General features: G+C 65.2%; 28 protein-coding genes. 16 read left to right on the forward strand and 12 right to left on the reverse strand.

The annotated features are described in order from the left end of the window. The first annotated feature begins 45 nt into the window (after nucleotides 1-45). Both ettA and BLR19_RS04160 read left to right on the forward strand, forming a co-directional pair. On the forward strand, nucleotides 46-1,713 hold the full coding sequence (ettA, locus tag BLR19_RS04155) for an energy-dependent translational throttle protein EttA (protein WP_091747513.1): 1,668 nt from the start codon (nucleotides 46-48) through the stop codon (nucleotides 1,711-1,713). 29 nt (nucleotides 1,714-1,742) lie between these two features. Next, nucleotides 1,743-2,669 (forward strand): 2-hydroxyacid dehydrogenase, encoded by a 927-nt coding sequence (locus BLR19_RS04160; RefSeq protein ID WP_091747516.1) that lies wholly within the window; start codon nucleotides 1,743-1,745, stop codon nucleotides 2,667-2,669. Nucleotides 2,670-2,671: 2 nt separating this feature from the next. On the opposite strand, the gene BLR19_RS04165 is transcribed toward BLR19_RS04160, so the two are convergent. After that, nucleotides 2,672-3,076 carry an EF-hand domain-containing protein gene (locus tag BLR19_RS04165; RefSeq protein ID WP_066551861.1) on the reverse strand — a complete coding sequence of 135 codons (405 nt, stop codon included), beginning with the start codon at nucleotides 3,074-3,076 and terminating at the stop codon, nucleotides 2,672-2,674. Nucleotides 3,077-3,195: 119 nt separating this feature from the next. On the opposite strand from BLR19_RS04165, the gene BLR19_RS04170 reads away from it, so the two are divergent. From BLR19_RS04170 to metH, 4 genes are read left to right on the forward strand one after another with little or no spacing between them, the layout of a single operon-like run. Continuing rightward, nucleotides 3,196-4,155 (forward strand): ArsR/SmtB family transcription factor, encoded by a 960-nt coding sequence (locus tag BLR19_RS04170; RefSeq protein WP_091747520.1) that lies wholly within the window; start codon nucleotides 3,196-3,198, stop codon nucleotides 4,153-4,155. Beyond that, nucleotides 4,155-5,111 (forward strand): methylenetetrahydrofolate reductase [NAD(P)H], encoded by a 957-nt coding sequence (gene metF, locus BLR19_RS04175; RefSeq protein ID WP_091747523.1) that lies wholly within the window; start codon nucleotides 4,155-4,157, stop codon nucleotides 5,109-5,111. The genes BLR19_RS04170 and metF overlap by 1 nt, the downstream gene beginning before the upstream one ends. After that, nucleotides 5,108-6,190, forward strand: a complete 1,083-nt coding sequence (locus BLR19_RS04180; RefSeq protein ID WP_091747526.1) for a homocysteine S-methyltransferase family protein — start codon at nucleotides 5,108-5,110, stop codon at nucleotides 6,188-6,190. Before metF ends, BLR19_RS04180 begins: the two co-directional genes overlap by 4 nt. Beyond that, nucleotides 6,191-8,857: a methionine synthase gene (gene metH / locus BLR19_RS04185; protein WP_091747529.1), complete on the forward strand. Its 2,667-nt coding sequence runs from the start codon at nucleotides 6,191-6,193 to the stop codon at nucleotides 8,855-8,857. Nucleotides 8,858-8,902: 45 nt separating this feature from the next. Here the strand turns inward: metH and BLR19_RS04190 are convergent, their stop codons facing one another. Then, entirely contained in the window at nucleotides 8,903-9,457 is a 555-nt protein-coding gene (locus BLR19_RS04190) for a hypothetical protein (protein ID WP_091747532.1), read from the reverse strand. A gap of 139 nt (nucleotides 9,458-9,596) precedes the next feature. Next, nucleotides 9,597-12,554 carry a TonB-dependent receptor domain-containing protein gene (locus BLR19_RS04195; protein WP_369818830.1) on the reverse strand — a complete coding sequence of 986 codons (2,958 nt, stop codon included), beginning with the start codon at nucleotides 12,552-12,554 and terminating at the stop codon, nucleotides 9,597-9,599. Between the two features lie 253 nt (nucleotides 12,555-12,807). Here BLR19_RS04195 and BLR19_RS04200 point away from each other — a divergent pair, with 253 nt between their 5' ends. After that, nucleotides 12,808-13,347: a hypothetical protein gene (locus tag BLR19_RS04200; RefSeq protein WP_143007329.1), complete on the forward strand. Its 540-nt coding sequence runs from the start codon at nucleotides 12,808-12,810 to the stop codon at nucleotides 13,345-13,347. A gap of 4 nt (nucleotides 13,348-13,351) precedes the next feature. Here BLR19_RS04200 and BLR19_RS14765 read toward each other — a convergent pair whose 3' ends face one another. Continuing rightward, nucleotides 13,352-13,498, reverse strand: coding sequence for a hypothetical protein (locus tag BLR19_RS14765; protein ID WP_165116191.1), 147 nt, complete (start codon nucleotides 13,496-13,498; stop codon nucleotides 13,352-13,354). Nucleotides 13,499-13,564: 66 nt separating this feature from the next. Between BLR19_RS14765 and BLR19_RS04205 the strand changes: the two genes are divergently transcribed. Further along, nucleotides 13,565-14,467 (forward strand): MBL fold metallo-hydrolase, encoded by a 903-nt coding sequence (locus BLR19_RS04205; RefSeq protein WP_091747542.1) that lies wholly within the window; start codon nucleotides 13,565-13,567, stop codon nucleotides 14,465-14,467. Here the strand turns inward: BLR19_RS04205 and BLR19_RS04210 are convergent. Both BLR19_RS04210 and BLR19_RS04215 read right to left on the reverse strand, forming a co-directional pair. Further along, nucleotides 14,464-15,132 carry a DUF1499 domain-containing protein gene (locus BLR19_RS04210; protein WP_091747546.1) on the reverse strand — a complete coding sequence of 223 codons (669 nt, stop codon included), beginning with the start codon at nucleotides 15,130-15,132 and terminating at the stop codon, nucleotides 14,464-14,466. The genes BLR19_RS04205 and BLR19_RS04210 overlap by 4 nt on opposite strands. A gap of 18 nt (nucleotides 15,133-15,150) precedes the next feature. Continuing rightward, nucleotides 15,151-16,779, reverse strand: a complete 1,629-nt coding sequence (locus BLR19_RS04215; RefSeq protein ID WP_091747549.1) for a long-chain-fatty-acid--CoA ligase — start codon at nucleotides 16,777-16,779, stop codon at nucleotides 15,151-15,153. 158 nt (nucleotides 16,780-16,937) lie between these two features. On the opposite strand from BLR19_RS04215, the gene udk reads away from it, so the two are divergent. After that, the gene (gene udk, locus BLR19_RS04220; RefSeq protein ID WP_091747552.1) at nucleotides 16,938-17,585 is read left to right on the forward strand and encodes a uridine kinase; all 648 of its coding nucleotides are present in this window, start codon (nucleotides 16,938-16,940) and stop codon (nucleotides 17,583-17,585) included. Here udk and BLR19_RS04225 read toward each other — a convergent pair. Then, nucleotides 17,582-17,881, reverse strand: a complete 300-nt coding sequence (locus BLR19_RS04225; RefSeq protein ID WP_091747555.1) for a hypothetical protein — start codon at nucleotides 17,879-17,881, stop codon at nucleotides 17,582-17,584. The genes udk and BLR19_RS04225 overlap by 4 nt on opposite strands. Nucleotides 17,882-18,518: 637 nt before the next feature. Further along, nucleotides 18,519-19,301: a HisA/HisF-related TIM barrel protein gene (locus BLR19_RS04230; RefSeq protein ID WP_039247919.1), complete on the reverse strand. Its 783-nt coding sequence runs from the start codon at nucleotides 19,299-19,301 to the stop codon at nucleotides 18,519-18,521. A 115-nt stretch (nucleotides 19,302-19,416) separates the two neighbouring features. Here BLR19_RS04230 and BLR19_RS04235 point away from each other — a divergent pair, with 115 nt between their 5' ends. Next, nucleotides 19,417-19,662, forward strand: coding sequence for a type II toxin-antitoxin system Phd/YefM family antitoxin (locus BLR19_RS04235; RefSeq protein ID WP_066551874.1), 246 nt, complete (start codon nucleotides 19,417-19,419; stop codon nucleotides 19,660-19,662). After that, nucleotides 19,659-20,045 carry a type II toxin-antitoxin system VapC family toxin gene (locus BLR19_RS04240; protein ID WP_066551875.1) on the forward strand — a complete coding sequence of 129 codons (387 nt, stop codon included), beginning with the start codon at nucleotides 19,659-19,661 and terminating at the stop codon, nucleotides 20,043-20,045. The genes BLR19_RS04235 and BLR19_RS04240 overlap by 4 nt, the downstream gene beginning before the upstream one ends. Here the strand turns inward: BLR19_RS04240 and thiS are convergent, their stop codons facing one another. After that, nucleotides 20,046-20,252 (reverse strand): sulfur carrier protein ThiS, encoded by a 207-nt coding sequence (thiS, locus tag BLR19_RS04245; protein ID WP_055755162.1) that lies wholly within the window; start codon nucleotides 20,250-20,252, stop codon nucleotides 20,046-20,048. A 344-nt stretch (nucleotides 20,253-20,596) separates the two neighbouring features. On the opposite strand from thiS, the gene aroQ reads away from it, so the two are divergent. The 5 genes from aroQ (at nucleotide 20,597) to lepB (ending at nucleotide 24,458) form a co-directional block, all read left to right on the forward strand. Then, a complete protein-coding gene (aroQ, locus tag BLR19_RS04250; RefSeq protein ID WP_055808515.1) occupies nucleotides 20,597-21,043 on the forward strand; it encodes a type II 3-dehydroquinate dehydratase in 447 nt (148 codons plus the stop codon). Nucleotides 21,044-21,090: 47 nt separating this feature from the next. Further along, nucleotides 21,091-21,582 carry an acetyl-CoA carboxylase biotin carboxyl carrier protein gene (gene accB / locus BLR19_RS04255; RefSeq protein WP_055808514.1) on the forward strand — a complete coding sequence of 164 codons (492 nt, stop codon included), beginning with the start codon at nucleotides 21,091-21,093 and terminating at the stop codon, nucleotides 21,580-21,582. A 3-nt stretch (nucleotides 21,583-21,585) separates the two neighbouring features. Further along, nucleotides 21,586-22,938 (forward strand): acetyl-CoA carboxylase biotin carboxylase subunit, encoded by a 1,353-nt coding sequence (gene accC / locus BLR19_RS04260; protein ID WP_091747558.1) that lies wholly within the window; start codon nucleotides 21,586-21,588, stop codon nucleotides 22,936-22,938. Further along, nucleotides 22,908-23,615, forward strand: coding sequence for a leucyl/phenylalanyl-tRNA--protein transferase (gene aat, locus BLR19_RS04265; protein WP_091747562.1), 708 nt, complete (start codon nucleotides 22,908-22,910; stop codon nucleotides 23,613-23,615). The genes accC and aat overlap by 31 nt, the downstream gene beginning before the upstream one ends. A gap of 78 nt (nucleotides 23,616-23,693) precedes the next feature. Further along, complete coding sequence (gene lepB / locus BLR19_RS04270) at nucleotides 23,694-24,458, forward strand: signal peptidase I (protein WP_091749094.1); 765 nt, start codon at nucleotides 23,694-23,696, stop codon at nucleotides 24,456-24,458. On the opposite strand, the gene BLR19_RS04275 is transcribed toward lepB, so the two are convergent. Genes BLR19_RS04275 through BLR19_RS04285 form a run of 3 tightly spaced genes read right to left on the reverse strand, consistent with a single transcriptional unit; the run spans nucleotide 24,455 to nucleotide 25,862 of the window. Then, nucleotides 24,455-24,793 (reverse strand): hypothetical protein, encoded by a 339-nt coding sequence (locus BLR19_RS04275; RefSeq protein WP_091747565.1) that lies wholly within the window; start codon nucleotides 24,791-24,793, stop codon nucleotides 24,455-24,457. The genes lepB and BLR19_RS04275 overlap by 4 nt on opposite strands. A 26-nt stretch (nucleotides 24,794-24,819) precedes the next feature. Then, complete coding sequence (locus BLR19_RS04280; protein ID WP_091747568.1) at nucleotides 24,820-25,473, reverse strand: DUF2155 domain-containing protein; 654 nt, start codon at nucleotides 25,471-25,473, stop codon at nucleotides 24,820-24,822. Then, on the reverse strand, nucleotides 25,470-25,862 hold the full coding sequence (locus BLR19_RS04285; protein WP_091747570.1) for an NADH:ubiquinone oxidoreductase subunit NDUFA12: 393 nt from the start codon (nucleotides 25,860-25,862) through the stop codon (nucleotides 25,470-25,472). The genes BLR19_RS04280 and BLR19_RS04285 overlap by 4 nt, the downstream gene beginning before the upstream one ends. Between the last annotated feature and the right edge of the window lie 169 nt (nucleotides 25,863-26,031).

Raw genomic sequence — 26,031 nt, forward strand, 5'->3', positions numbered from 1 at the left:
GCGCAACTCCCCATTCAGACTAACCCGAAGGGCGCACCGCACCTCATGGCGCAGCAATATATTTTCCAGATGCAGGGTCTGACCAAGACCTTCCCCGGCGGCCGCAAGATCTTCGAGAACATCTGGCTCAGCTTCTACAACGACGCCAAGATCGGCGTCGTCGGCGTCAACGGCTCGGGTAAGTCTACCCTGCTGAAGATCATGGCTGGCTTGGACAACGAGTTCAACGGCGAGGCCCGCGCCGCCGACGGCATCAAGCGCGGCTATCTGGAACAGGAGCCCCAACTCGATCCGGCCCTGAACGTCCGCCAGAACGTCGAGGCTTGGTGCGAAGAGAAGCAGTGGGTCAACCGCTTCAACGAAGTCGCCGCCGAACTGGGCGAAAACTACACCGACGAACTGATGGAGGAGATGACCTCCCTTCAGGAAAAGATCGACGCCGGCGACGTTTGGGACATCGACAGCCGCATCGACCAGGCCATGGGCGCCCTGCGCTGCCCGCCCGACGACTGGGAAGTCACCAATCTGTCCGGCGGTGAAAAGCGCCGCGTGGCCTTGGCCCGACTGCTGCTGTCCAAGCCCGACATGCTGCTGCTCGACGAACCGACCAACCACTTGGACGCCGAATCCGTCGCCTGGCTGCAGCACCACCTGGAAAACTTCCCCGGCTGCGTCATCCTGGTGACCCACGACCGCTATTTCCTGGACCTCGTCACCAAGTGGACGCTGGAGCTGGACCGCGGCAAGGGCCACCCGCACGAGGGCAACTATTCCTCGTGGCTGGAAGCCAAGACCAAGCGCGTCGTGCAGGAGCAGTCGGAATCCGAAGCCCGACAGCGCGCCCTCACCCGCGAACTGGAATGGGTGCGTTCGGGCGCCAAAGCCCGTCAGGCCAAGTCCAAGGCCCGTCTGGCCGCCTACGAGCGGATGGTCGAGGAACAGGAATCGATGCGCGGCGCCCAGACGCACGCCCACATCCAGATCCCACCCGGGCCGCGCCTCGGTAACGTCGTTCTGGAAGTCGAGGGTCTGCAAAAGACCTACGGCGACAAGACGCTGTTCGACAACCTGACCTTCAAACTGCCGCCCAACGGCATCGTCGGCGTCATCGGCCCGAACGGCGCCGGCAAGTCGACCATGTTCAAGCTGATCACCGGCCAAGAAAAGCCTGACGGCGGCACGATCAAGGTCGGTGAAACCGTCAAGCTGGCCTATGTCGACCAATCGCGCGACGACCTGAAGCCGGACGAAACCATCTGGCAGGCCATCTCGGGCGGCACCGACGTGATGATGGTTGGCAAGCGCGAGATCAACACCCGCGCCTATGTCGGCAGCTTCAACTTCAAGGGCGGCGACCAGCAGAAGAAGGTCGGCCAGCTGTCCGGCGGTGAGCGCAACCGCGTCCACCTGGCCAAGACCCTGGCCTCGGGCGGTAATCTGATCCTGCTCGACGAACCGACCAACGACCTGGACATCGAAACCCTTCAGAACCTTGAAGAGGCTCTGGAAGAGTTCGCCGGCTGCGCGGTGGTCATCTCCCACGACCGCTGGTTCCTTGACCGTCTGGCCACCCACATCCTCGCCTTCGAGGGCGACGGCCATGTGGAATGGTTCGAGGGCAACTTCGAAGCCTACGAACAGGACAAGATGCGCCGCCTGGGCGCCGACAGCATCATACCCAAGCGTATTCAGCACCAGAAGTTCGGCCGCTGATCGCCTGACCTGACAAGAGGAGCCGCTGCATGACCCAACGCCCCGCCGTTCTCATCATGCAGCGGCATCTTGCGCCACTCTCGGGATTTCTGGAGAGCGCCTACGACGTCTATCGCTTCTGGGAAGGTCCGCCCATTGAGGCCGCCCACGACATCCGCGTCATGGTTGTCGCCGGCGAGGCGGCCCTGGACAAGGCGCTGATCGAACGCCTGCCGAACCTCGACCTCGTGGCCTGTTTTACCTCCGGCTATGACGGGATCGACATCGACTGGTGCCGCCAGCGCGGTCTGCCCGTCACCCACGCCCCCGGCGTCAATCACGAGGACGTCGCTGATCATGCCCTGGGCCTGATCCTGGCAGCACGCCGCCAGATCGCCTCGGGCGACCGTCAGGTCCGCGCCGGCGGCTGGACCTTCGAGACGCGCACCATCACGACGTCGCTTGCCGGCCAGAAGTTGGGCATCGTCGGCTTGGGCCACATCGGCAAGGCCGTCGCCGACCGCGCCGAGGCTTTCCGAATGGCGGTCAGTTGGTGGGGGCCGCGGCCGCACGAGGCCGAATGGCCACGCGCCGACAACCTTCTGGCGCTCGCCAAGGCCAGCGACATCCTGGTCGTCGCCTGCAAGGCGGACGAGACCAATCGCGGCCTGATCTCGCAGGACATCATCGAGGCGCTTGGCCCCGACGGCCTGCTGGTCAACGTCTCGCGCGGTCAGGTCGTGGACGAGGACGCCCTGATCGCCGCCTTGAAGTCAGAGACATTGGGTCAGGCGGCCCTGGATGTCTTCATCGAAGAGCCGACAGACCCAGCCCGCTGGGCCGACGTGCCCAATGTCATTCTGACGCCCCACACCGCCGGGGCCACGACTGCCGGGGTGCAGGGCATGCTGATGCTGCTGATCGAAAATCTGCAGGCGCATTTCGCGGGCGAGCCGCTGAAGACGCCCGTCGTCTGACTTCAGCGGGGACGCTGCGGCCGCTCGTCCGCCGTCACCACGCCGTCGCCGTTCTTGTCCATCGCCTTGAAGGCGGCGGCGAGGCCCACGTCGAACTCTTCGCGAGTAATGCGCCCGTCCGCATCGGCGTCGAAGCGCGCCAGCATACGACCGCCGCGTGCATTGGCCAGTTCGCTGGCGTCGACCACGCCGTCTTCATTGGCGTCTAGGCGGTTGAACATCTGGGTCATGCGCGCCTGCATCTGGGCCAGGTTTTCGCGCTCCGGCGGCCGCATCTGTCCGCCCATAGGCCGCCCTGACATTTCAGGCCCAGACATTTGAGGCATGGGCGTCTCGGGAAAGTCGCTCTGGGCCAACGCCGGACTGGCGGCGGCGACAGCAAGAGCGGCGATGAACAGGCTACGCATAAGATCACTCCAAGACGGGTCTGTGGGCTTTAACGCACGCACGAACCATTCCCGTCGACGCGGTTCCAAGAAACCGATTTCACTTGCCAAATCATATAAGGATATCTTTATATCAGCATATGAGTTTGTCCGCCGATCAGACTGTCGAAGCCCTTCGCGCCGCCGGCGAACCCACCCGTCTGCGCGTTCTGTCGCTGCTGGCGGGCGAAGAGCTGTCGGTCATGGAAATGTCGCGCATTCTGGACCAAAGCCAGCCGCGCGTATCACGCCATCTGAAGCTGATGACCGACGCCGGGCTGATCGAACGCTTTCCCGACGGCGCCCGCGTCTATTACCGTCTGTCGCATGACGCCCAGGCGCGCCGGCTGATCGACACGGTGCTGGACATCCTGGCCGAAGACGCCGGCGAAGCCGATCATCGGCGTCTGGACGAGGTCCGCAAGGACCGCGAGGAAGCCGCCGCCAGCTATTTCGAACAGGTCGCGCCCCAGTGGGACCGCCTGCGTTCGCTCTACGTCAGCGAAAGCGCTGTCGAGGCGGCGCTGGAAAAGGCGGTCGGTCCCGGCCCCTTCGAACGTGTCGTCGATCTGGGCACGGGTTCTGGCCGGATGCTGACCCTGTTCGGCAAGAAGGCGAAGATGTCGGTCGGGCTGGACCTCAGCCAGAACATGCTGAACATCGCCCGCACCAACGTCACCAAGGCGGGAGTGGAACAGGTCGAACTGCGCCACGGCGACATCTTCGCCACCCGCCTGCCCGCCGCCAGCGCCGATCTGGTGATCGTGCATCAGGTGCTGCACTACCTGTCCGATCCGTCCGCCGCCGTCGCCGAGGCCGCCCGCCTGGTCAGTCCGAACGGCCGCCTGGTTATCATCGACTTCGCCCCGCACGACTTCGAACATATGCGCGAGGCGCATCAGCATCGCCGCTTGGGTTTCGCCGACAGCGAGATCAACGGCTGGCTCATTGACGGCGGCCTGACGCCATCGGCCCCCATCGCCCTGCCCCACGATGCCGAGGGCCTGACCGTGACCATCTGGACGGCGGAACGCCGAGTCCAGGACAGAAAGACCGCCTGATGGCCTCCTCCGCCTCCCTCAATTTAGCCGACGCCCGCGCCCTGCTGCTGTCGCCGCTTGGCCCCGTAGCCCGCGCCGGATCAAACCGCGATGCCGTACGCATCTCGTTCGAATTCTTTCCGCCCAAGACCGATGAGGCGGAGGCCAATCTGTGGAAGGCGATCCGCCGTCTGGAGCCGCTGAACCCCGCCTTCGTGTCCGTCACCTACGGCGCCGGCGGTTCGACCCGCGAGCGGACCCACCGCACAGTCCAGCGCATCATCACGGAAACTTCGCTCCGCCCTGCCGCCCACCTGACCTGCGTCGAGGCCAGCCGTGACGAGGTCGACGAGGTCATCGAAGGCTACAAGGCGATCGGCGTCGATCACATCGTGGCTCTGCGCGGCGATCCGCCCGGCGGGGCTGGCATTGGTGGCGTCTATCAGCCGCGCGCCGACGGCTATGCCAACGCCACCGAGCTGACCGCCGCCATCAGCCGCATCGGCGGCTTCGACGTCACGGTCGGCGCCTATCCCGAACGCCATCCCGAAAGCCCCTCCATCGATCACGACATCGAGGTGCTGAAGACCAAGGTCGACGCCGGAGCGACCCGCGCCGTCAGCCAGTTCTTCTTCGACATCGACGCCTTCCTGCGGTTCCGCGACCGGGTGCGGGCGGCGGGCGTCACCATCCCCCTGATCCCCGGCGTCATGCCCGTGTCCAACTTCGCTGGTCTTCAGCGGATGTGCGGCGCCTGCGGCGCCAGCATTCCTGACTGGTTGAAGGCGCATTTCGACGGCCTGGACGACGATCCCGAAACCCGCAAACTGCTCGCCGCCTCCGTCGCCGCCGAGACGTGCGCGCGTCTGCAGGAAGAGGGTTTCTCGGACTTCCACTTCTACACCCTGAACCGCGCCGACCTGGTCTATGCGATCTGTCGGGTTCTGGGCGTGCGCGAGACGGCGGCAGACCAATGACCCGCGCAGAACGCATCGCCGCCCTGCATCAGGCGGCTAAGGAACGCATCCTGGTCCTCGACGGCAGTTGGGGCGTCATGATCCAGCGTCGCGGGCTGGACGAAGCCGACTTCCGCGCCGACCGCTTTGTCGCCGCCAACGGCTATGACGAAAGACACCAGATGAAGGGGAACAACGACATCCTCTGCATCACGCGGCCCGATGTCATCGCCGACCTGCACGACCAGTATTTCGCCGCCGGCGCCGACATCAGCGAAACCAACACCTTCTCCGGCACCACCATCGCCCAGGAGGACTACGCCCTTGACGCCGAGGCGGTGTGGGACATCAATCTGGAAGGCGCGAAACTGGCCCGCGCCGCCGCCGACCGCTGGACGGAAAAGGAGCCGCACAAGCCGCGGTTCGCCGCCGGCTCCATCGGTCCGCTGAACAAGATGCTGTCGATGTCGTCCGACGTGAACGACCCCGGCGCCCGCAGCGTGACCTTCGACCAGGTCTATGAGGCCTATCGCCATCAGGTGAAGGCCCTGAACGAGGGCGGGGTCGATCTCTATCTGATCGAAACCATCACCGACACGCTGAACTGCAAGGCCGCGATCAAGGCGATCAAGGATCTGGAAGACGAGGGGCTAGACGCCCTGCCCATCTGGATCAGCGGCACCATCACCGACCGCTCGGGCCGCACCTTGTCGGGCCAGACAGCCGAGGCCTTCTGGAACAGCGTTCGCCACGCCAAACCCTTCGCCGTCGGCTTCAACTGCGCCTTGGGGGCCGACCTGATGCGCCCCTTCATCGCCGAACTGAGCCGGGTCGCCGACACCCTGGTCGCGGCCTACCCCAACGCCGGCCTGCCCAACGCCATGGGCCAGTACGACGAAGAACCGCACGAGACCGCCCACTTCATCGAGGAATGGGCCGCCTCCGGCCTGGTCAACATCGTCGGCGGCTGCTGCGGCACGACGCCGGATCACATTCGTCACGTCGCCGAAGAGGTCGCGCCGCTGAAACCGCGCGCCATCCCGGAACGGCCGGTGGCCTTACGTCTATCCGGCCTCGAACCTTTTGAATTGGTAGCGTAAGTGCGTCCTGTCTTCATCAACGTCGGCGAACGGACCAACGTCACCGGCTCGGCCAAATTCCGCAAGCTGGTGGTCGAGGGCGACTATTCTGCCGCGCTGGACGTCGCCCGCCAGCAGGTCGAGGCCGGCGCCCAGATCATCGACGTCAATATGGACGAAGGCCTGCTGGACGGCGTCGTCGCCATGCGGACCTTCCTGAATCTGATCGCGGCCGAGCCCGACATCGCCCGCGTGCCGGTGATGATCGACAGCTCCAAATGGGAGGTGATCGAGGCGGGCCTGAAGTGCGTTCAGGGCAAGCCCATCGTCAATTCGATCAGCATGAAGGAGGGCGAACAGGCCTTCCGCGACCATGCGATCAAATGCCTGCGCTACGGCGCCGCCGTCGTGGTCATGGCTTTCGACGAGGTCGGTCAGGCCGACACCGCCGCGCGCAAGATCGAGATTTGCACCCGCGCCTACAACATTCTGGTCAACGAGGTCGGCTTCCCGCCTGAAGACATCATCTTCGACCCCAACATCTTCGCCGTGGCGACAGGGATCGAGGAGCACGACAACTACGCCGTCGATTTCATCGAGGCGACGCGAGAGATCAAACGCACCCTGCCCTACGCCCGCATCTCGGGCGGGGTGTCGAACGTCTCGTTCAGCTTCCGCGGCAACGAGCCGGTGCGCCGCGCGATTCACAGCGTCTTCCTGTACCACGCCATCGCGGCGGGCATGGACATGGGCATCGTCAACGCCGGCGACCTGCCGGTCTATGACGACATCGACGCCGAACTGCGCGAGGCGGTCGAGGATGTGATCCTGAACCGGCCGCAGCGGACCAATGTGTCGAACACCGAGCGGCTGGTCGACATGGCGCCCCGCTACAAGGGCGAGAAGGGTCAGGCCCGCGTCGTCGATCTGAAATGGCGCGAACAGCCGGTCGGCAAGCGGATCGAACACGCCCTGGTCAACGGCATCACGGAGTTCATCGAGGCCGACACCGAAGAGGCGCGCCTGGCGTCCGAGCGCCCGCTGCACGTGATCGAAGGCCCGCTGATGGACGGGATGAACGTGGTCGGCGACCTGTTCGGCTCGGGCAAGATGTTCCTGCCGCAAGTGGTGAAGTCCGCCCGCGTGATGAAACAGGCCGTCGCCTGGCTGGAGCCCTTCATGGAGGCCGAGAAGGCCGGCAAGCCGCGCGAGCAGGCGGGCCGCATCCTGATGGCCACCGTCAAGGGGGACGTTCACGACATCGGCAAGAACATCGTCGGCGTCGTGCTTCAGTGCAATAACTACGAGGTCATAGACCTGGGCGTCATGGTCCCGGCCGACCGCATCTTGGACGAGGCGAAAGCCCACAACGTCGATATCATCGGCCTGTCGGGCCTGATCACGCCGTCGCTGGACGAAATGGTCTTTGTCGGCGCCGAGATGGAACGGCGCGGCTTCGACATCCCTCTGCTGATCGGGGGCGCAACCACCAGCCGCACCCATACGGCGGTCAAGATCGAGCCCGCCTATCGCCGGGGCTCGACCACCTATGTCGTCGACGCGTCGCGCGCCGTCAGCGTCGTTTCGGGCCTGCTGTCCAAGACCGAGCGCGCGAAGAACGAGGCCGCCACACGCGACGAATACATCCGCATCCGCGAGCAATATGCCCGCGGCCAGGAGGTGAAGGCCCGCGCGACCCTGGCTCAGGCGCGCGAGAATCGCTTCCGTATCGACCCCGCCCAGCCCATGCCCGGCAAGCCGTCCTTCCTCGGCGTGAAGGCTTTCGACGCCTGGGACCTGCAGGATCTGGCCGACCACATCGACTGGACGCCCTTCTTCGCCAGCTGGGAGCTGATCGGCCGCTATCCGCTGATCCTGGATGACGAGATCGTCGGCGAGGCCGCCCGCGACCTTTTCGCCGACGCGCAAGTCATGCTGAAGCGGATCATCGAGGAGAAGTGGTTCACGGCCAAAGGCGTCGTCGGCTTCTGGCCGGCCCACGCCGACGGCGACGATGTCATCGTCTTCGCCGACGAAGGCCGCGACACGGAGGTCGCCCGCTTCCACACCCTGCGCCAGCAGATCAAGAAGTCGAACGGCAAGCCAAATCTGGCCCTGTCCGACTTCATCGCCGATGAGGGGGACGACTATATCGGCGCCTTCGCCGTCACGGCTGGGCACGGCGAGCTGGAAGTCGCGAAACGGTTCAAGGACGCAGGCGACGACTATTCCGCCATCCTCGCCACCGCCCTGGCCGACCGCCTGGCCGAGGCCTTCGCCGAACGGCTGCACAAGGAAGTTCGCACCACCCTGTGGGGCTATGCCGCCGACGAGACGACCGACATCGACGCGCTGATCGCCGAACAATATCAGGGCATCCGCCCTGCCCCGGGCTATCCCGCCCAGCCCGATCACACGGAAAAGGCCACCCTCTTCCGCTTGCTACAGGCCGAAGACCACGCCGGCATGGCCCTGACCGAGAGCTATGCCATGACGCCGCCGGCCTCGGTGTCGGGCCTCTATTTCGGCCATCCGGGCAGTCACTATTTCGGCGTCGGCAAGATCGATCTGGACCAGGTCGAGGATTACGCCCGCCGCAAGGGGTGGGACGTCGCCACGGCTGAGCGCTGGCTGGCGCCTATCCTCAACTACGATCCCTACGCCGCCAAACGCGAAACGGCGGCTTGAGCCGGGCTCAAACCGCCGTCTGTCATCGGGTAACCGCCGAACCGATCAGTTGATGCCGACGCTCTCCAGCGTGGCGGGCGGCGTGGTGATGTTGTCGCGCAGGCGGCGCGCGGCGTGCTCGCATCGGCCCGGCAGACCGAAGAACAGGCCGAACGACTGGCTGCGCGCCTCGGCGTCGGGGTTTGCCATCAACGGCGCCCACTGCGCCTTGACGGCGGCGACGGCCTGCTCGGCCTCGGCCTTCGAAGCCGCCGATTGGCGCGGCGCGGCCGCAGCCAGGGCGCTGCGGAAATCCTGGGCTTCGAGACGGCCCAGACGTACCAACTCGGCATCCTCCGGCGCGCGCGACGTCAGCGTCTCGCCCAGATCGGCATGTCCGGTCACCAAGGCATCGCACCACGCCACCAGCGGATAGTCGGCGCTCGGCGCCCCGCGCGGCAGCGGCCGTGCATAGGCGATGGCCTCGCGGGTCTTCAGCGCGTCGGCGGTCTCGCCCGAACGATTGCCCGTGACGATCGGACCGTCCTGGGTTTGGGCGACGACTGAGCCTGCGGCCAGCAGCGACAGGGCCGAGATACCGGGAACGAGGAGTTTGAGCATGGTCTTCCTTCAGGAGCGCCGCGAACGGGCGACGATCATCAACGCTCGACCACGCCAATGGTTTTTCTACGGCGGCGCTTAAACGAAAAAGGCGGCGGAGCGTTGCTCCGCCGCCTCAGTCTGGTGTCGTTGACCGGCCTTAGAACTTGGCGGTCAGACCGACGTAGTAGCGGCGACCCAGCACGTCATAGGTCGATGGGTCGGTGTTGGCCTGAACGCCCGGAACGAAAGTATTCGGTTGTTCGTCGGTCAGGTTGTTGACGCCGGCGCGCAGGGCGACCGTGTCATTGACGGACCACGAACCGTTCAGGTCGAAGTAGTCGATCGAAGGCAGAACCTGGGTCGTGTTGATCACCGTGACCTCGCCCACCCGGCGCCAGCGGGCGCCGACCGAGAACGGGCCGCTAGCCCAAGTCACCGAGCTCAAGGCCTTCCATTCGGGGAAGGTGTTGCCGAACGAGCTGTCGATCGTGCCGGTGCGATCCGTGAAGACGCCGCCTTCGACGACGTTGTCTTCGTAGTTCTCAAGCCAGCTGATGACCGTGTTGAACTTCAGACGGCCCCAATCGCCACCACCGATGTCGGCGATGTTGAAGGCCCAGTCAGCCTGGAAGTCGATGCCCGACGTCTTGATCATGCCGAGGTTGGCCTGGTTTTCGATGGCGCCAGTGATGTTACCCGACAGCGGATCGCGGGTGAACAGCTGGCAGTAGCTGTTGGAGGCGTCGAACGTCGGGTTTTCGCCCGTCACATTGAAGCAACCCGCCAACGAGTCCGGCGCATCAATGGAGCCGATCGCGTCAGTGATCTCGATATTGTAGTAGTCTATCGAGGCCGAGAAGCCCGAAAGCCAGGGCGAAGCGAACTGCGACTGATACACCAGACCGGCAGACCAGCTGTCCGAGGTTTCTTCGAACAGGTCCGGGTTACCGCCTGTGCGGCTTTCCACCTGATCGTTCGAGAAAGTGTACCGGTCAATCGCTTGCGATGTGACGCCTTGAGCCAGGCAGAGAGCCCGCACGGCGGCGGCATCCGGACCTTGGCGGAAGCTGCTGCGGATATCGCAGGGATCGCCGCCCGTACCGCCAGCCGTAGGCCTGCCAATATTCGGGAAGTCCGTGCTGGCGGTGGCGAACAGCTCACCGATCGAAGGCGCACGAACCGAGCGGCTGTAACCACCGCGAGCGCGCAAGCCGCCGGCGACGGTCCAGTCCAGTTCAGCACGATAGGCTTGAGTGCCGCCAGCCGTGCTGTAATCGGCGTAGCGGTAGCCCAGGTTCAGATCCAGTTGCTCGACGAAGGGCAGGTCCGCCAGCAGCGGCACCAAGGCTTCGATGAACAGTTCCTTCGAGTTTGTGCCGCCGCTCAACGAAGGCGTCGGGTTGAAGCCTGCGATTTCCGAACCGCCCACTTTGCCGCCGTCAGGCTGGCCGTTAGCGCCCAAGTGATCGACAGAAGCGTTTTGTTGAGCCAACGAGGAGTCGGCTCCGAAGGCGAAGTCGTCCTGGCGATACTGAGCACCCAGCGCGACGCGAACTTCACCGGCCGGCAGATCAAACGCCTTGCCTTGCAGCGAGGCTTCGATGACGCGTTGTTCCGTAACAGTCGAGTTACGAGCCGAGCGACCGATGTAGCTGTTGCACTCGGCTGACAGGGTCGTCACGCCGAACGGATCGAAACCGCCTGCGCAAAGGCTCGCGCCGCCGTCCGCCGCGTCCAGCAGACGCTGAACCGAAGAACGCGACACGTTGCCGGTCTGCGTGGTGGTGTTCGAAACGCGACCATATGAACCGTAGACGTCATAGGTCCAGCTGCTTTGCGGCACCTGACCACGGACGCCCGTGGTGATCTGATAGATGTTATACTCTTCCGTCGAGTGACGGCCGCCCAGCGAGGTGAAACGCTTGTTGAGCAGGAACGAGCCGTTAGGATTCGCACGCGTGTTCAGGATGGCACGTAGATCAGCCGAGATGAACGGGTTTGTCGCGGGAACGCGGAAGCCAGTACCATTTGCTGCCGGGCTGGCGGCAAGTTCGGTATCGGCGATGTATTGGGTGAACAGCGCATTCGCATAGACTTCAGCGTTGTCGTTGATCTTGTAACGACCACCGCCGTAAACGTTGTAGCGCTCCAGCGGCAACTGCAGATAGTTTAGTGGGCCCGTGTTGAACGTATAGTCGGCGCCAGGAGCCGTGTACTCGGCGCCCGCACCAGCCGGGTTCTTGACATTCAGCTTGCCGGTATACGAAAACAGCGAGCCGTCATCGTTGAAACCGAACCCGCCGGTCTCCGACAGATTAGGGCTATTGAAATAAGCTGCAATGGCGGCTTGGCTCGGCAGGTTGTTGCCGTCAAAGATCGTCGAACCTAGGGGCGAGGTGCCCGAAGGACCGGACACAGCCGAGAAGTCACGCGCGGCGTTGAAGATCACGTCGCGGGTCGAGCGGCCCAGCGACAGCACCATATTGCCACGGTCGTCGTCGAAGTTGCCGCCGACAGTGACCGAGTAGCTTTCGGTCTTGCCGTCGCTGCGATCGGTTTCACCGTATTGGGCGTCGACCTGAACGCCCGAGAAGTTCTCGTCCAGGATGAAGTTCGCGACACCAGCCAGGGCGTCCGAACCATAGGCCGCAGAGGCGCCGCCCGAGATGACTTCAATGTTCTTGATCAGAGCGGTCGGGATCAGGTTGACGTCAACCGAACCGTCCGAGTTCGACGGAACGACACGACGGCCGTTCATCAGGACCAGCGTGCGGTTCGAGCCGAGGTTACGCAGGTTGATGTTGGCCTGGCCGCCATTGGACGGGTTGTTCGAGGTCGACGAGATCGACGGGGTGAACTGCGGCAGATCGTTGATCAAGGTGTCGATCGTGACCGAACCCGTCGCCTGGAAGTCTTGGGCGGTGACGGTGACGATCGGGCTGGTCGAACGATAGTCCTGACGGGCGATGCGCGAACCCGTGACGACGATCTCGCCGACGTCGGTCGCTTGGTCGTCAGCCGACTGTGCGAACGAGGGCGTAGCGGACATCGCCAAAGCGGCGCCGCCGATGATCGTGGTTGCCAGAAGGCCGCGACGATATCTGTTGGTGTTCAAGGCTTGTTCTCCCAGAAGAGCCAAGTTCGTTAGAAACGAACTGCTCAATACATTAGCCATTTGCCGACCATGCGATCGGTTGGGCGCGAGAGCATACCAACGCAGGCGCCAAGTCCAGCGAGAAGGTGGCGCTTGAACACATTGGCGACACGCCTGTCGCAAAGACGACACACCGTAGTCGCTACAGCGACATCGGACACACCTTGATTTCTAGTGATATACTGGCCGCCAACTTAACGAGACGAAGAAGATTATGACCCGCTCAGCTGTCGTAAGCGCCAAAAGAATCACCGTTCTATCGGTTGCATCGGTTATTTTTTGGTCAGACCAGGCTCTGGCGCAGCAAGATTTGTCTTCATCGGGAACCGACCTGGTCGGAGCCGTCATGCAATGCACGACGATTGAGGCCAACGCCGCCCGGCTAGCATGTTTCGACGCCGCCGCAGCTCGATTGGCAGCTGCCGGCGAGGTCGCGATCGTCAGCCGGCAGGATGTGGAGCAGAATCAACGCCGGTTGTTCGGTTTCAACGTCACAGACTTGAACCCCTTCAGCGGGTCAGGGCGGTCGGAAGAGTTGCAGTCCATCTCGGCGACGATGACATCAGCCCGAAACCTTGGCAGGGGCGAATGGTCAATCACGCTGAATGACGGCTCCGTGTGGCGAAAGACCGACGGCGTAGACGTGCTCTTTTCGGCTGAGCGGCAGTATCCAGTGACTGTGCGCAGGGCGGCGTTGGGAAGCTACATGATGAAGGTGGCGAACGATCCGCCCTTCCGCGTCCGCCGCGAGTAGGCCTCTAGCGTTGGATCATCACCCGCGCCGCATAGGGTGCGGGCTCCGGCGTGCAGGAGGCGGCGATCAGTTGCACCGCGGCGAGACACAAGATCGCCGCCGCGACGAACGGAAGCCGATTTGATACAGCGTTGGCGATCGAACGGGCCATTGTGGGCGCTCCAGGCATGATTACCGAGACGTTAACGCAAGCTCTGCGCCAAACGCGGCCGTGACGATGATCCCGTTCGTAAGGGCGTTCGACTTCGCCTATGAGCGGCGCGATCAGGTGTCGCCATTGATCCAGCGGGTGATCGCCGACAATCCGGGGCCTTTCACCTTCACCGGGACGGGGACCTATATCGTCGGCCGACCTGACCAAGGGGCCGAGGTCGCGGTGATCGATCCGGGACCGCTGGATCAGGCGCATTTGGCGGCGCTGATGGCGGCGGTCGAGGGGCGGCGGGTCAGCTATGTGCTGGTGACGCATACGCATCGGGATCATGCACCTTTGGCGCGGCCGTTCGCCGAGGCGACCGGGGCGCGGATTTGGGCGGCTCGGCCTCCGATGCGGGAAACGCATGCGTCGGGTGCGTTGGACGAGGATGAAGATGCCGACTTCGCGCCCGATGTGCTGCTGACGGGCGGCGAGGTGATTGAAGGCGACGGCTGGACGATCGAGGCGATGTCCACGCCCGGGCACGCGTCCAATCACATGGCCTTCGTCCTGCGCGAGGAGAACGCCCTGTTTTGCGGCGACCATGTCATGGGCTGGTCGACGACGGTCGTGGCGCCGCCGGATGGGAATATGCGTCAGTATATGGCCAGCCTCGACGCGGTGATCGCACGCGACTTCGACGTGCTGTGGCCGACGCACGGAGCGCCGGTGACGCAAGTGCAGCCGTTTCTGAAGGCCTATCGCGCGCATCGGCTGGAGCGGGAGGCGCAAGTGCTCCAGCGGCTGGCGGCGGGGGATCGCACGATCGCGGAAATGGTCCCGGTTCTGTACGCCGCCGTCGATCAGCGGCTGTGGCCGGCGGCGTCGCTGTCGGTGCTGGCTCATCTGATCAAACTGGTCGAGGACGGCGTGGCGCTCAGCGACGGGCCGCCCGATCTGTCGGCGCGGTTCCGGCCGGCCTAGCGTTCCATCTCCAGGTTTCGGGCGATCTTTGCGGCGAGGCGGCAGGTGGCGCCGCCGTCGGGACGGCTGCCGCGTGCGGCGACGCGGATGTCGGTGCGGCCGGGGCGGATGCGAACGACCGCGTCGGTGGCGAAGCCGAACCAGGCGCCGGCGTGCACGGCCTCGACCTGGAAGGTTGTCGCGCGGGTGACGACGAAGCCGGCGTCGACCAGCGCCGAGGTCGCCTGCTGGGCCAGGACCTGGGTCGGGACGGCGTCTACGCCCTCACAGGCTTGGGGTGCGCCGCTGCGCACGCCGGCGGCGCGCGGCAGGCCCGGTGGCTCGTCAAGATTGGTGCTGACGTCACGTGGATGGGGCGTCGCATCCTGGCCCTGACGCAGCACGAAGCCGGCGACGGTCCCGCCCGCCAGGACCAACGCCGCCAACGCATAGATCCCCCTGCCCTTCAGATCGCGCAGCGCCAGCACCGCCGCCGCCAGAGCCGCCGCCAGGCCGACCCAGGCCAGGAAGCGCGCCACGGTCCAGGTCAGCAGGTCATAGCCGATCGCCAGATCGAGCCCGCCGAACCGCGTCGCCGTAACGGCCGCCACGACCAACACAAAGGGCGCCGCAGCAAGAGCAGTCAGCCAGGGCAGAATGGCGGGTACGGGCTTTCTGGTCGGCATTCAGGCTCCGGTTTACAGTTAGGCAGCGGTGGGCAGGCGATAGTCCTTCATCCGGTCGCGCAGAAGCTTCTTGTCGATCTTGCCGGTCGCGCCCAGCGGGATGTCGTCCACGGCGACCACGTCGTCGGGCATCCACCATTTAGCGATCTTGCCGGTCAGGAAGTCCAGATGCTCCTGCTTGTCCAGCGTCTCGTCGGGCTTCAGCTTCAGGATCAGCACGGGCCGTTCGTCCCATTTGGGGTGAGGCGCGCCGATGACGGCGGCGATCTCGACCTTGGGGTGACCCACGGCGATGTTCTCGATCTCGATGGAGCTGATCCACTCGCCGCCCGACTTTATCACGTCCTTGGCGCGGTCGGTGATCTGCATGAAGCCCAGGTCGTCGACCGTGGCCACATCGCCAGTGTCGAAGAAGCCTTCGTCGTCCAGGATCGAGCCGTCTTCCTTGAAGTAGGCGCGGCTGATCGTCGGCCCCTTGACCATCAGACGGCCGAAGGTGGCGCCGTCGTGAGGCAGTTCGGCGCCCGCCTCGTCCTTCAGCTTCAGCTCGACGCCCAGTGGCGGCACGCCCTGCTTCAGGCGGTACTTCATCTGCTCGTCGTACGAGAGCTTCAGGATTTCGGGCGGCAGGTTGGCGATGGTGCCGATGGGCGAGGTCTCGGTCATGCCCCAGGCGTGGGTGACCTCGACGCCGAAATCGTCCTGGAAGCCGCGGATTAGGCTTTCGGGGCAGGCCGAGCCGCCGATCAGCACGCGTTTCAGGGTCGAGAAGCCCAGACCGTTCTGTTTCATGTGGGCGAACAGACCCTGCCAGACGGTCGGCACGGCGGCCGAGAAGGTGACGCCCTCCTGCTCGATCAGTTCATAGATCGACTGACCGTCCATCCTGGCGCCCGGCATCACTAGCTTGGTCCCGGCGGCGGGGCCGGCGAAGGCGATGCCCCAGGCGTTGGCGTGGAACATCGGCACGACCGGCAGGATCACCTCCTTGGGCGTGGCGCCCATCACCGTGGCCTGAAGGCCCATGAAGGTGTGCAGGAAGTTGGAGCGGTGCGAATACAGCACGCCCTTCGGATTGCCCGTGGTGCCGGAGGTGTAGCAGAGGCCGCAGGCCGTCTGTTCGTCGAAGTCGCCCCAGACGACGTCGGTCGATTGACCGGCGATCGCGTCCTCATAGGCGACGGCCTTGGGCAGCTTCGTCTGCGGCATGTGGGCGGCGTCGGTCATGATGACGACGCGCTCGACCTTCGGGATATGCGGGAGGATCGCTTCCAGCAGCGGCACGAAGGTCAGGTCGACGAAGATGATCCGGTCTTCGGCGTGATTGATGATGTAGACAAGTTGTTCGGGGAACAGGCGCGGGTTCAGGGTATGGCACACCCCGCCGATGCCCATGATGCCGTACCAAGCCTCGATGTGGTTGGCGGTGTTCCAGGCCAGGGTGGCGACGCGGTCGCCCGGCCGGACGCCCCAGTCCTTCAGCGCGCTGGACACGCGTTTGGCCCGGTCGTGGATCTGGGCGTAGGTCGTGCGAACGATGGGCCCCTCGACCGAGCGCGTCACCACTTCGCGTTCGCCATGCCAGTTTTTGGCGTGGTCGATGATCTTGTCGACCGTCAGCGGCCAGTCCTGCATCAAGCCCAGCATGTCGTATCCTTGTCCCTTGGATGCGTCTGCTTTGATGCGACGCTTGAGCCGACGCTAACATCGGTGATCGGCGATAAGCAACGTGACGTAGCGTCAGTCACGGCGCGGCGGATCGTCCCCCGTGGCGTCGGCCGGATCGTCCGGCTAGAAGGCGCGCCATGACCATATTGATCGCGATCACGGGGGGCTCCGGCTCCGGCAAAAGCACCCTAGCGGAGGCGTTGGTCTCGGCCCTGCCGGAAGGGTCGGCCGTGCTGGTGCGCGAGGACAGCTATTATAAGGACGCAGCCTCCCTGCCCGGCTTCGACGCCGCGACCTTCGACTTCGACGATGTGACGGCGCGCGATCACGACCTGATGATCGCGGATCTGAAGGCATTGAAGGCCGGGCGCGCGGTGACGGCGCCGGTCTATTCCTTCATCCATCACGGCCGCGAGCCGGGCGGCGAGCCGATCTCGGCGGCCGAGGTGGTGATCGTCGAGGGCACGCATGTTCTGTGCACCCCCGATCTGACCGCCCTGTTCGACATCCGGGTCTTCGTGGACACCCCCGCCGACATCCGCTTCATCCGCCGCCTGCTGCGCGACCAGGCCGAGCGGGGCCGATCGGCGGATTCGGTCGTGGCGCAATATCTGGCCACGGTGCGTCCGGGTCACGAGCGCCTGACCGAACCGTCGCGCACCCACGCCGACTTCATCGTCGCCGACGCGACGGCGGCCGTGCGTCTTGAAGATCCCCAGGCCGTGGTGCGTTTGGCTGCGCCGGTCCTGGCCCATCCGCTGCTGCAGGCCCTGCTGGACGATTAGGTCCAAAGGTCTCTGATGCGGTCTGGCGACTGGACCGTAGGGATAGGCTGTTGCCCTGCATTGCTGGCGGCGAGGTCGCGGGCCTCCTGCGCCTCCGCCTCGCGTTTTATCGCCTTGATGCGGGCACGCTCGTCGGCCTCGGCTTGTTTGATGACCAAGATGGCGTCTAGTCGTTCGTATTCGACCAACAGCTCCGCGCGAATGCGCTCGTCCTCCGCCTCTTCCTCGGGCGTCTGTTTGTAGGGCGGGGGGAGGCCGCGACCGGGTTTGGGACGACGGGGTTTGGGACGGGCCATGCGGGTCTCCGGACAGGGGGTATCGCCTTCGCGCGGTCGCAGCGAAGTTTGGAGGGCTGGGCGGAGCGCCGGGCCTTCGCCCGGAGTTCTGTGGTTTGAGTTACCGTTTCGACGAAGGGTATGACGCTCCGCGCGGTTGGTTGGCCTGCAAGCTCGGGGCGTCGAGCGGTGGCGGTCTTATCGCCTAACCCCATAAGCCTGCGACGGGTCGGCGGTCCCTGCGAGGACCGTCCCGAGTGCGGCCGAGTATCCCCCCCGACCCTCCGACGGCGCTCCATGAGTCGCCGCCGACGCGGGCCGTTTCAGACCCGCCCCCGTTCCATCCGCTCCCGCCGCCGCAAGGTCGCAGGCCAGGCGAGCCCTCCATGCGACGAGACGGATGCATTATGGGGCCGTTTGACCCCTTGGATGGGAGACGGGGGACATAAATAGGCAAGCGATTGGATTCACTGACAACGGACCAGCGGCATTGCGATGGCTGAGCATCGTCTCCTCCCCATTCATGGGGAGGTGGCGCGGCGCGCCTTCGCGCCGCGACGGAGGGGCTCTTCACCGCATCGGTGGCCCGTGAGACTTGAAGAACCCCTCCACCGCTTCGCGGTCCCCCTCCCCACGCTGTGGGGAGGAAACGGTTGGGTCAGATCAGTCCCGCCAGCGGCGACGACGGGTCGGCATACATCCGCTTGGCCATCCGCCCGGCCAGATAGGCGTCGCGGCCGGCGATGACGGCGTGTTTCATGGCGCGGGCCATGCGGATGGGGTCCTTGGCCCCGGCGATGGCGGTGTTCATCAGGACGGCGTCGCAGCCGAGCTCCATCGCACGGGTCGCGTCCGAGGCCGTGCCGACGCCCGCATCGACCAGAACCGGCACCTTGGCCTGTTCGACGATGAGGCGGACATTGACCTCGTTCTGGATGCCCAGGCCCGAGCCGATCGGGGCCGCGGCGGGCATGATGGCGGCGGCGCCGGCGTCTTCCAGCCGCTTGGCCATCACCACGTCGTCGGTGCAATAGACCATGACGTCGAAGCCGTCCTTGATCAGCAGATCCAGCGCCCGCAGCGTCTCGATCATATCGGGATACAGGTGGGCGGTGTTGGACAGCACCTCCAGCTTGACCAGGCTCCACCCGCCGGCCTCGCGCGCCAGGCGCAGGGTCCGGACCGCATCTTCGCCCGTGAAACAGCCGGCGGTGTTGGGCAGGAAGGTGAAGCGATCCGGCTTCACGTAGTCGACCAGCATCGGCTGGGTCGGATCGGACAGGTTCACACGGCGCACGGCCACGGTGACGATCTCGGCCCCGGCCGCCTCTGCGGCGGCGGCGTTCTGGGCGTAGTCGGCATATTTGCCGGTGCCCACGATCAGGCGCGAGTTGAAGGTGCGGCCGGCGACGGACCAGGTTTCATTGGCTGTATCGGTCATGAGTGCTGACCTACGCGCCCTGGCCGCCGAGCGAAAGGTCGCAAGGATCACACCGCGTTGCGAGAGACCATCAGATAGACTAAACTAAGTGGACTAAGTTCAATGGAGACACGTCATGGAGACGGTCAATATTCATCAGGCCAAGACGCATTTGTCCCGCCTGATTGAGAAGGCGGCGAAGGGCGAACCCTTCATCATCGCCAAGGCCGGCAAGCCGATGGTGAAGGTGACTGCCCTAGATGACACGCAGAAGAAGCCGGTTCAGCGCATCGGGTTTATGAAGGGCGAAGGCGTGGTTCCTGATGACATCAAGACGCCCTTCAAGGACGACATTGAAGACATGTTCTACGGCAAATCGTGAACCTGCTTCTAGATACTCATCTTTTGATCTGGGCCGCTTTCGACACGGGGCGACTGAGCGAAAAGGCCTGCGAACTGATCAATGACCGTGACAACACCCTTCATTTCAGCGCGATGAGCATATGGGAAATCGCTATCAAGACGGCTCGGAATTCCGAGGACTTCTCGATCGATCCCAAACGGCTCCATTATCTGCTCACCGTGAATGGCTTCGTGGAGGTGGTCATGACCAGCGAGCATGGGATCGTCGCGGGGCAACTTCCGTTGCTCCATCGCGATCCTTTTGATCGCGCCTTAATCGCTCAAGCGCGCTGCGAAGACTTGACCTTGTTGACGGCGGACAGCGCCATCAGTCTCTACGAGGGCCCCATCCTCAAGGTCTGATCAACCGCCGCCGACGAACTGGACCAGTTCGATGCGGTCCCCTGCGGCCACCGGCGTGGCGGCGTGCAGGGACTTGGGCACGATCTCGAGATTGCGTTCGACGGCGACCTTGCGCGGGTCCAGCGACAGTTCCTCGACCAGGGCCAGGATGGTGGCGGCCTGGACCTGACGTGGCTCGCCATTGAGATGGATCTGGTGCACGCGCATTCTCCCTGACCTTCGCCTCGCCGACCGTCGCGCGTCAGATAGACGGTGACAGGCCGGTTCGCCAGACTGTGCGCTCAGCCCGCCTCAAACAGGAAGGCGCCGACCGCAACGGCCAAGGCCGCAAAGGTCGCCACCACGGTTCTCAGGATCAGTTTGCCGTCCTGGCGCATCCTCGGCGCTCCCACAGGCCGTCCCGACCAGGGACGATGGCAGCCGGCGCTGCGAAATCCACGCCATCGCACGTAACGTCGGGTAAGGTTCGACGCCGCGAGCGTTTGACCCACGCCCTGCGTCCGCTAAAAGGCCCCTCTTGCGCCGCGCTGCGCCGGATCGATTCTGGAACCATGGCCGAAACGCCCGTCATTCATGTGCTGAACGGCCCCAATCTGAACCTGCTCGGGGTTCGGGAGCCGGACATCTATGGCCGCGACACCCTGGCGGACATCGAGCAGCGCTGCGTCCGGGCGGCCGGTGAAGCGCAGATCGTGTTTCGCCAGACCAACCATGAAGGCGTGCTGGTGGACTGGATCCAGGAGGCGCGCGAGGGCGCCCACGCCCTGATCCTCAATCCGGCGGCCTATGGGCATACGTCGGTGGCGCTGCACGATGCGCTGAAGACGCTGTCGATCCCGGTGATCGAGCTGCATCTGTCCAATCCGGCGGCGCGCGAGGCGTTTCGCCATCACTCCTATGTGTCCTCCGCGGCGACCGGCGTCATCGCCGGCTTCGGCGCGGCGGGCTATGAACTGGCCGTCCAGGCGGCCCTCACCCAGATTCGGGAACGCGGCTGAGCCCCGTCCCGTTTATCAAAGACCACGAAAGACAAGGCGCAACTCCAATGGCCGATGACAAGAAACACGCTGAAATCGACGCCGCCCTGGTTCGCCAGCTGGCCGAGATTCTGAACGAGACCGATCTGACGGAAGTCGAGGTCGAGCGCGGCGAACTGCGCATCCGCGTGGCGCGCGAAGTCACCGTCAACGCCGCTCCGGTTCAGTACGCCGCCGCCCCCGCTCCCGTCGCCGCTGCGCCCGCCGCCGCTGCTGCGCCGGCCGCCATGCCGTCGGACCCCGCCACCATCGTCGCCCGCGCCGGCGAAGAGGTGAAGTCGCCGATGGTCGGCACCGCCTATCTGCAGGCCTCGCCGGAGGCTCCGGCCTTCGTCCAGCCCGGCGACAAGGTCAAGAAGGGCCAGACCCTGCTGATCGTCGAAGCCATGAAGACGATGAACCCGATCCAGGCCCCGCGCGACGGCGTTGTGGCCGAAATCCTGGTCGGCGACGCCCAGCCGGTCGAGTTCGGCGAACCCCTCGTCCTGCTGGAAGCCTAAGCCGTGTTCACCAAGGTCCTGATCGCCAACCGCGGCGAGATCGCGCTGCGCATCCACCGGGCGTGCAAGGAGATGGGCATCTCCACCGTCGCCGTGCACTCCGAAGCCGACCGCGGCGCCATGTGGGTGCGGCTGGCCGACGAGAGCGTCTGCATCGGCCCTGCCTCGGCCGCAAAGTCGTATCTGAACATCCCCTCGATCATCGCGGCGGCCGAGATCACCGGCGCCCAGGCGATCCACCCCGGCTATGGCTTCCTGTCCGAGAACGCCCGCTTCGCCGAGATCGTCGAGGCCCATGGCATGACCTTCATCGGCCCCAAGCCCGAGCATATCCGGGTGATGGGCGACAAGATCAGCGCCAAACAGACGGTCAAGGACGCCGGCATCCCCGTCGTTCCCGGCTCGGATGGCGAGGTCGAGACCGTCGAGGCCGCCATCGAGGCGTCCAAATCCATCGGCTTCCCCCTGATCGTCAAGGCGGCGGCGGGCGGCGGCGGACGCGGCATGAAAGTCGCCCTGACGCCTGACGATCTGGTCGAAGCGGTCCAGACCGCCCAGTCGGAGGCCAAGGCCGCCTTCGGCAACGGCGCCGTCTATATGGAGCGCTACCTCCAGAAGCCGCGCCACATCGAGATCCAGGTCATCGCCGACAGCCACGGCAATGTCGTCCACCTGGGCGAACGCGACTGCTCGCTGCAACGCCGTCACCAGAAGGTGCTGGAAGAGGCCCCCTCGCCCGCCCTGTCGGCCGAGGGTCGCAAGCAGATCGGCGAGACGGTCAACAAGGCCATCGCCGCCATCGGTTACTTGGGCGTCGGCACCATCGAGTTCCTGTGGGAGGACGGCGAGTTCTTCTTCATCGAGATGAACACCCGCCTGCAGGTCGAACACCCGGTTACGGAAATGATCACGGGCGTGGATCTGGTTCGCGAACAGGTGCGCATCGCCGCCGGTCTGCCGCTGTCGTTCACGCAGGAGGACATCGAGTTCAAGGGCCACGCCATCGAGGTGCGGATCAACGCCGAGAACCCGGAGACCTTCACGCCGTCGCCGGGCAAGATCACCGACTTCCACGCACCGGGCGGCCTGGGTGTGCGCCTGGATAGCGCCATCTACGCCGGCTATTCGATCCCGCCCTATTACGACAGCCTGATCGGCAAGCTGATCGTGCACGGTCGCGACCGCGAAGAGGCCATCGCTCGTCTGAAGCGTTCGCTGAACGAGGTCGTCATCGGCGGCGTCGACACGACCATCCCCCTGTTCCAGAAGCTGCTGGCCGAGCCTGACATCCTGTCGGGCGACTACGACATCCACTGGCTGGAGAAATGGGCGGCCCGTCAGAAGGGCGACGCCTGACCGACCCCGATTTCAGCGCCAGCGGGCCTTTCGGCGGTTTCGGCCCCGAGGACCTGCTGGCCTGTTACGCCCGGGGCGTGTTTCCGATGGCCGAGGCGCGTGATGATCCGCGCGTCTTCATCATCGAGCCGGAACAGCGGGGCGTCATTCCGCTGGACGCCTTCCACATTCCCAGCCGCCTGCGTCGCACCGTGCGGAGCGAACCGTTCGAGGTGCGGGTCGACACGGCCTTCGAAGCTGTGCTGGACGGCTGTGCGGCGGCGCAGGGGCCGGATCGCGAGGATACATGGATCAACGGCCCGATCCGGCGGCTGTATGCGGCCCTGTTCGCCATGGGGTTCGTCCACTCCATCGAATGCTGGCGGGACGGGCGGCTGGTCGGCGGGCTTTATGGCGTGTCGCTGGGCGGGGCCTTCTTCGGCGAGAGCATGTTCAGCCGCGAGCGGGACGCCTCCAAGGTCGCTTTGGTGCATCTGGTCGCGCGCCTGCGAAAGGGCGGCTGGACCCTGCTGGACGCCCAGTTTCTGACCGACCATCTCAGCCAGTTCGGTGCGGTTGAAGCGCCGCAAGCGACATATCTTGAGCGACTTCAGCCCGCGCTGTCGGTCAGACCGGACCAAGGGGCGTTGTGCGCGCCCCTGACCGGCGCAGAAGCCGTCGCCTTAGCCATCGCCTAGTCTGTCCGGACACGATTTGGGGCCTGTCCCGACAGCTTAGGATTGGCGTCTTCGCCCGGCCCGGCGGTCAATGGCGGCATGACACAGACCCCGCCAAAAGCCCCGCCCCGCCCGTCCCTTCTTCGCGACGTGCGAGAGATCGCCCTGACGCTGATCTTCGCCATCATCCTGGCGCTCGCGATCCGCATCGTGCTGTTCCAACCCTTCACCATCCCCTCGTCGTCGATGGAGCCGGGGCTGGTGACCGGCGACTATATCGTCGTGTCGAAATATCCCTATGGCTGGAGCACGGCGTCTCTACCGTTCAATCCGGCGATGTCGGCGGGACGGCTGTTCGGGCGCGAACCGAGACGCGGCGACGTGGTGGTGTTCCGCCTTCCGCGCGACCCCAGCGAGGCCTGGATCAAGCGCGTCGTCGGCCTGCCGGGCGACACGGTTCAGGTGCGGGGCGGCGTAGTGCTCGTCAATGGCGACCCGGTGCGACAGACCCGGCTGGATGTCGTCGCCGATCACGATGCGCCGCAGCGACGGGTCCAGCAGGTGCGCGAGACCCTGGCCGACGGACGATCCTACGTCACCTACGACGGCGGATCGGGCCTGCCGGGCGACGACACGCCTGCGCGCCGGGTGCCGGCGGGTCACTATCTGATGATGGGCGACAATCGCGACAACTCGCTGGACAGCCGCTGGCCGCCCGAGATCGGCGTCGGCCTACTGCCGGCCGAAAACATCATCGGCCGGGCCGAGGTGGTGCTGGCCTCATGGAAGCCGGGCGCAGGCCTGTTCAAGCCCTGGACGTGGCTGAACCTTCAGTGGGACCGGTTCCTGGTCCGCATCCGCTAGCGCGCGCGGTATTCGTCGAAGCTGACGACGCCGTCGTGATTGCGGTCCAGCCGGTCGAAATCGGCGCGGGTGGGCGACGACTGGGCCAGGGAGGGCGCGGCGACGGCGCCCAGCGCCAGGCCCGCGACGGCGGCGGCCAGCAGGGGTCGCCAGCCCAGGCGAAGCTGAGGACGCGTGGACGACGTCGCGTTCAACTCGGCGTCTATAAAGCGGCGAATGGAGTCGCTGGCTGTCCTGCCCTCGTCACGGCACCGGGCCATGAAGGCGGTCTTGGTCGCGTGAGGCAGTCGGATTTCGACCGTTTCAGTCTTCTTGGGCGACTTGTTGCGATCCATGGCGCGCCTCCTCGCGGCGTCAAAGCTCAGTTCTTACAGCCGACGACCCAGGCGTCGTAATAAGGGTTCTGGACCCCGCTGACGGCAGGCGACGAGGCGAACATCCAGCCGCGGAAGATCTGGCGGCCTTCCTGCCGGCCGCGCGGCTGAAGCGAGACGTCCATATAGGCGATGGCGTCCTCGGTCAGTTCGTCCGGCGTCGTCACCTCGCAGGCGCGGGCCGCGAAGATCAGATTCTGGTTGAAGCGCACGGGACGACCGCCGACCTCGACCTCGAACTTCATCGTCTCGGCGGTGACCTTGTCGATGGCCTGGATGATCGCGAATTTGCGACGCTGGCGGCGCGCGGGCGTGGCGGGCTGGTCGATGGCCTTGGTGGCGACGGGCTTCTCAGCCGCGACCTCCTCCTCGGCCTTTTCCTCGACGGCGGCGTCCTCGGCGATGACTACGTTGGGCGGCGGCGCCACGGCGACCGGAGAGCGCGGAGCCGGCGCGCCCGCAGGCGGCGTCTCGGTCGGGACCGACGGCTGGGCCGGAGTGGTGCGCAGAATGTCGCCGATCGGATCCTGGACCGGACGCGCATCGCGCGGCGCGTCCTGAAGCACGCTGGCGGTCACCGCGCCGGCGCTCAGCACCGCCGCGACGGACGCCGCGCCCAACAGGATGCGGCGGATTTTCACTCGGGCGTCCAGGCCTGATAGTCGCCGGTCGCGGCCGGGCGCTTGGCGTCGCCGGCCAGCGAGCCGGGCGGACGCCAGGCCAGAGGCGTGCCGGTCATATTGGGCAGGTGATCCTTCTCCCAGGCGCGACGCGGCAGCGGCTGCTCGGTCGGCGGCAGGTCGAAGGTGTAGTGCAGCCAGCCGTGCCAGTCGGGCGTCACCTTGGACGCCTCGGCATAGCCGTCATAGATGACCCAGCGACGCTTGCGGCCGTCGTAGCTGACGTTGTCGCGGCTCTCGTAATAGCGATTGCCGTTCTCGTCCTGGCCGACGAAGCGACCGCGCTTGGCGATGGTGAACCGGGTGCCGATCGTGGCGCCCTCCCACCAGCCGAAAATCTTGCTCAACACGTCGTGGAATCCAACCGTAAGGGGTCGCCGGAAAGGGAGGCGGCGTCTAGTTCGGATCATAGAAACCCGCGCCCTCTTCGTCCAGCGTTCAAGCGCCTCGTAATGAATCGATATCTTGTGGGCAAACCCACCTTGCGACACCAGATGTATTGGCTAAGTAGGGTGCGCA

Origin of the sequence: Brevundimonas sp. 374, assembly GCF_900102995.1 — a bacterium.
In the GTDB taxonomy this organism is placed as follows: domain Bacteria; phylum Pseudomonadota; class Alphaproteobacteria; order Caulobacterales; family Caulobacteraceae; genus Brevundimonas; species Brevundimonas vesicularis_C.

What these genes read in the sequence shown, in the direction of transcription:
- ettA (WP_091747513.1), top strand. Translation starts at nt 46, where the DNA reads ATGGCGCAGCAATATATTTTCCAGATGCAGGGTCTGACCAAGACCTTC.
- BLR19_RS04160 (WP_091747516.1), top strand. Translation starts at nt 1,743, where the DNA reads ATGACCCAACGCCCCGCCGTTCTCATCATGCAGCGGCATCTTGCGCCA.
- BLR19_RS04165 (WP_066551861.1), bottom strand. Translation starts at nt 3,076, where the DNA reads ATGCGTAGCCTGTTCATCGCCGCTCTTGCTGTCGCCGCCGCCAGTCCG.
- BLR19_RS04170 (WP_091747520.1), top strand. Translation starts at nt 3,196, where the DNA reads ATGAGTTTGTCCGCCGATCAGACTGTCGAAGCCCTTCGCGCCGCCGGC.
- metF (WP_091747523.1), top strand. Translation starts at nt 4,155, where the DNA reads ATGGCCTCCTCCGCCTCCCTCAATTTAGCCGACGCCCGCGCCCTGCTG.
- BLR19_RS04180 (WP_091747526.1), top strand. Translation starts at nt 5,108, where the DNA reads ATGACCCGCGCAGAACGCATCGCCGCCCTGCATCAGGCGGCTAAGGAA.
- BLR19_RS04190 (WP_091747532.1), bottom strand. Translation starts at nt 9,457, where the DNA reads ATGCTCAAACTCCTCGTTCCCGGTATCTCGGCCCTGTCGCTGCTGGCC.
- BLR19_RS04200 (WP_143007329.1), top strand. Translation starts at nt 12,808, where the DNA reads ATGACCCGCTCAGCTGTCGTAAGCGCCAAAAGAATCACCGTTCTATCG.
- BLR19_RS14765 (WP_165116191.1), bottom strand. Translation starts at nt 13,498, where the DNA reads ATGGCCCGTTCGATCGCCAACGCTGTATCAAATCGGCTTCCGTTCGTC.
- BLR19_RS04205 (WP_091747542.1), top strand. Translation starts at nt 13,565, where the DNA reads ATGATCCCGTTCGTAAGGGCGTTCGACTTCGCCTATGAGCGGCGCGAT.
- BLR19_RS04210 (WP_091747546.1), bottom strand. Translation starts at nt 15,132, where the DNA reads ATGCCGACCAGAAAGCCCGTACCCGCCATTCTGCCCTGGCTGACTGCT.
- BLR19_RS04215 (WP_091747549.1), bottom strand. Translation starts at nt 16,779, where the DNA reads ATGCTGGGCTTGATGCAGGACTGGCCGCTGACGGTCGACAAGATCATC.
- udk (WP_091747552.1), top strand. Translation starts at nt 16,938, where the DNA reads ATGACCATATTGATCGCGATCACGGGGGGCTCCGGCTCCGGCAAAAGC.
- BLR19_RS04225 (WP_091747555.1), bottom strand. Translation starts at nt 17,881, where the DNA reads ATGGCCCGTCCCAAACCCCGTCGTCCCAAACCCGGTCGCGGCCTCCCC.
- BLR19_RS04230 (WP_039247919.1), bottom strand. Translation starts at nt 19,301, where the DNA reads ATGACCGATACAGCCAATGAAACCTGGTCCGTCGCCGGCCGCACCTTC.
- BLR19_RS04235 (WP_066551874.1), top strand. Translation starts at nt 19,417, where the DNA reads ATGGAGACGGTCAATATTCATCAGGCCAAGACGCATTTGTCCCGCCTG.
- thiS (WP_055755162.1), bottom strand. Translation starts at nt 20,252, where the DNA reads ATGCGCGTGCACCAGATCCATCTCAATGGCGAGCCACGTCAGGTCCAG.
- aroQ (WP_055808515.1), top strand. Translation starts at nt 20,597, where the DNA reads ATGGCCGAAACGCCCGTCATTCATGTGCTGAACGGCCCCAATCTGAAC.
- accB (WP_055808514.1), top strand. Translation starts at nt 21,091, where the DNA reads ATGGCCGATGACAAGAAACACGCTGAAATCGACGCCGCCCTGGTTCGC.
- aat (WP_091747562.1), top strand. Translation starts at nt 22,908, where the DNA reads ATGGGCGGCCCGTCAGAAGGGCGACGCCTGACCGACCCCGATTTCAGC.
- lepB (WP_091749094.1), top strand. Translation starts at nt 23,694, where the DNA reads ATGACACAGACCCCGCCAAAAGCCCCGCCCCGCCCGTCCCTTCTTCGC.
- BLR19_RS04275 (WP_091747565.1), bottom strand. Translation starts at nt 24,793, where the DNA reads ATGGATCGCAACAAGTCGCCCAAGAAGACTGAAACGGTCGAAATCCGA.